At 31.3% G+C, this 2930-nt stretch carries 3 protein-coding genes; all 3 read right to left on the bottom strand.

Going from position 1 to position 2930, the window contains the following annotated elements; all coding sequences use genetic code 11:
* Positions 1–107: 107 nt before the first annotated feature.
* On the bottom strand, positions 108–821 hold the full coding sequence (locus FHS86_RS19035; RefSeq protein WP_429417625.1) for an SH3 domain-containing protein: 714 nt from the start codon (positions 819–821) through the stop codon (positions 108–110).
* Positions 822–1000: 179 nt separating this feature from the next.
* On the bottom strand, positions 1001–1522 hold the full coding sequence (locus FHS86_RS19030; RefSeq protein ID WP_429417622.1) for a hypothetical protein: 522 nt from the start codon (positions 1520–1522) through the stop codon (positions 1001–1003).
* A 2-nt stretch (positions 1523–1524) separates the two neighbouring features.
* On the bottom strand, positions 1525–2787 hold the full coding sequence (locus FHS86_RS19025; protein ID WP_429417619.1) for an AAA family ATPase: 1263 nt from the start codon (positions 2785–2787) through the stop codon (positions 1525–1527).
* Between the last annotated feature and the right edge of the window lie 143 nt (positions 2788–2930).

Raw genomic sequence — 2930 nt, 5'->3', positions numbered from 1 at the left:
AACCTTCTTTAAGTACATAGCACCGTAGCGGGATGGATGTAGTTCAACCGAAACTCCTCACTGGGCGCTGCGCGCCGCTCAGAGTTCTATTTATTGTAGGCTGGCCTTTATTGATTCAATCTATTTTTTAATTCATCGTAATTCTTAATCTCGCTTTCCTTTTGCCAAGTCACATTCTCAAATCCAAAAGTTAACATACTCCACAAATATTCTCTGTCTTTACCACTATAATTATCAATCCGCTTAATTACTAAATCAGGTTGACATAAATAACAATCACCTAAAGTCCATGCGGGAGACTCATTCGCTGACATTTGATTAATAATCATAATTTTAAGGTACTTATCAAGTAAATCAATGTCCTTGTTTTTGCAAAATAACCCAGAGAGGAATGGTAACAGTGGATTATAAATTGTCTCTTCGTAATTTTCAAATTCACGAAGTAATTGCATTCTCTCGTCATTTGGTAAAATCAGTCTAAGCGAGTCATATTTTAATCTATAATCCTTTAGTCCGTTTATTGAATTTATTATCAAATCACGCTGCTTATTTTCCGTTAAATCATTTATTAATCGAATCCTTGATTTATGTACAAATCCAGTTTTTGAGTAAAAGTTATCAATCTTCCACCAATTCTCTGCTGTTGGCTCACACAGAAATAAATCATTCTCTTTAATCTTAAATAGGACTTTTGATTCAGTACTTTTATCAGCTCGTACATTTACAAATCCATCTGGGTCATTTATCATGGCTAATTCCGATTGTCCGAAGTTTAGTGTCGGTATCAGTAGTCCAATTGTCAGTATTATTAATCCTTTCATTGTCATGTTTTTAATTATGCAGGATGTTTCTCAGGCTTGCCTACAACGGAAAATTATAAGTTACGTGGCGGATTGCGTGTGATTTCCTGTCCGCATACGGACAAGGAAAACATGCGGAAAGCCGCCGATGGCGAGCCACTAAGGCCGCCATGGAATTTATAAAATGTTATGCCTTGTTATTAATTTAAAATTGCTCGAACTTTTTCTAATTCTGCCTTTTTTAGTTTGCAAATTGGTTTTAATCTATTATCAATATTATTGTCATTTAAGATTTCTCTGTTTCGTAAACCTGTATAAAATATTGGTGTATGGAATCCATTTGGATAATATTTTTTGTCAGTTACAAATGGAATTGCTCTAAAGTCTTTGGAGCATATTAATCTACATTTTGTATCTATAACAATTGCTGGTAGGTGAGGGTCGTCAAAATCAGCATCAGTTCTTTTATCTTCAATTTCTTTTTGTAGTTTGTCGATATTCTCTTTGTTTCCAACATATGCCTTATTGACTTCCTTTAAAAATCTCAATATGGGTATATATTTAGGTGTTTTTATTAGTTCATTTTGATATTTACTCCCACCATAAATTATTATTCCTTTCCCATTTAATATCCAATCTAAAACGGGTTTAAAATTATCATGCTCTTGGGATTTTCTGGAAAAAACATGAGCCAAGCAGTTTGTGTCTATTATTATAGCCATAATTATAATTCCAGTAGTTTAAGTTCTTCATCAATAAAAAATTCTCTAAATTCTGTTGGAACACCATTGGAATATGAACCCTTGGAATCTATGTTGATTGGGAAAACATTATTCATATTTTTCTCACGTGTGAAAAACAAAACTTGACTCTCTATTTTAGAATCCTTTTTATTTGAAAGACAATATCTAAATCGATTAATTGTAAAATCACTATGAGTTTCAATTAGAAATGAATTTCCGTCTTTTAATGTAGCATTGTATAAAAACGAACCAAATGCGGCTTGAGCTTTTGGATGCAAGTGAACTTCAGGTTGTTGAATTGAAAATGCGTGATTCTTAGATGAAAGAATTTCAACAACTAATGGTAGGCTTTGTGAAACACCATAGCCAACATTTGGTAATTTGATTTCGGTTTCGTCATATCTAATCATTATTTCAAAAGGAGAAGCGTTTTTTGAACCAAAATTCTTCACTATTATTTCGTCAAACAAGTTTGATTCCTTACCAAATTGATTAAGAATACGGAGAATTTTACCTTTTTCATTTTTAGAAGTATTGGTAAACATTTCTCGAATCATTGAAGGAATATGTTCTCCTTCTGGAGAAAATTTTACTTCATAAGATTCATATATTCTTTTTGCTTTTGCCCTTATAGGTGCTAACCATTTATAACTACGATATAATGCAGGGTCAGTAGCAAATGGACTTTGCTCATTTTTATTGGTTTTATTTGTGTTTATCCTATTTTCAATAAACGTGAAAAGTATAAACATCGGAAAGTTATCAAAAGGAAACCCTACTCGTTTAAATGGTTTTGAATAATTAAAATCATTTGCCCATTCCAAAAATGAATTTTTACTAGTTTCTTTAATTCTATATTGAAACTGTTTTTTAGTAATTTTTATTAAAATATCAGAATTGTTTCTTTGATATTTTATCAGATGAATTTTGGGGATTGATTTATGCTCATGGAACTCCATTACTATTCGAGTCGCACTTTCTGATTTCTTTTCTGTAATTTCTAAACCAATACGAAAGAATTTTTCAGTTGAGTTTCGATTTAGTATTTCATCAAAATATCCCAATTCTATACCTTCACTATTGAATTGTTCGTTGAACCAAAACTCACGGCTACATAGTAAATTTATCAATTTGAGTATAGAAGTTTTTCCTGTACTGTTTTCACCTACAAAGAAATTAACATCTTTCAATTCAATGACCTCTTCTTTAAATCCTTTATAGTTTTTTAGGTATATCTTTCTCATATTTTAAACATTTATTTTGTTAAAAGTACGAATCATTTTAATAAGGCATAACGGCAGTCTGTCTAAAAACCAACTACAGTTCTTAAAAATTGGCGGTTTTTTAGCCACCTTATGCCGCCATTGCAAAATAGTTATAAATATTT

The sequence above is a fragment of the Roseimarinus sediminis genome (genome assembly GCF_050433125.1).
In the GTDB taxonomy this organism is placed as follows: domain Bacteria; phylum Bacteroidota; class Bacteroidia; order Bacteroidales; family Prolixibacteraceae; genus Roseimarinus; species Roseimarinus sediminis.
This window is presented reverse-complemented; position numbering and strand designations above follow the sequence as displayed.

What these genes read in the sequence shown, in the direction of transcription:
- FHS86_RS19035 (WP_429417625.1), bottom strand. Translation starts at nt 821, where the DNA reads ATGAAAGGATTAATAATACTGACAATTGGACTACTGATACCGACACTA.
- FHS86_RS19030 (WP_429417622.1), bottom strand. Translation starts at nt 1,522, where the DNA reads ATGGCTATAATAATAGACACAAACTGCTTGGCTCATGTTTTTTCCAGA.
- FHS86_RS19025 (WP_429417619.1), bottom strand. Translation starts at nt 2,787, where the DNA reads ATGAGAAAGATATACCTAAAAAACTATAAAGGATTTAAAGAAGAGGTC.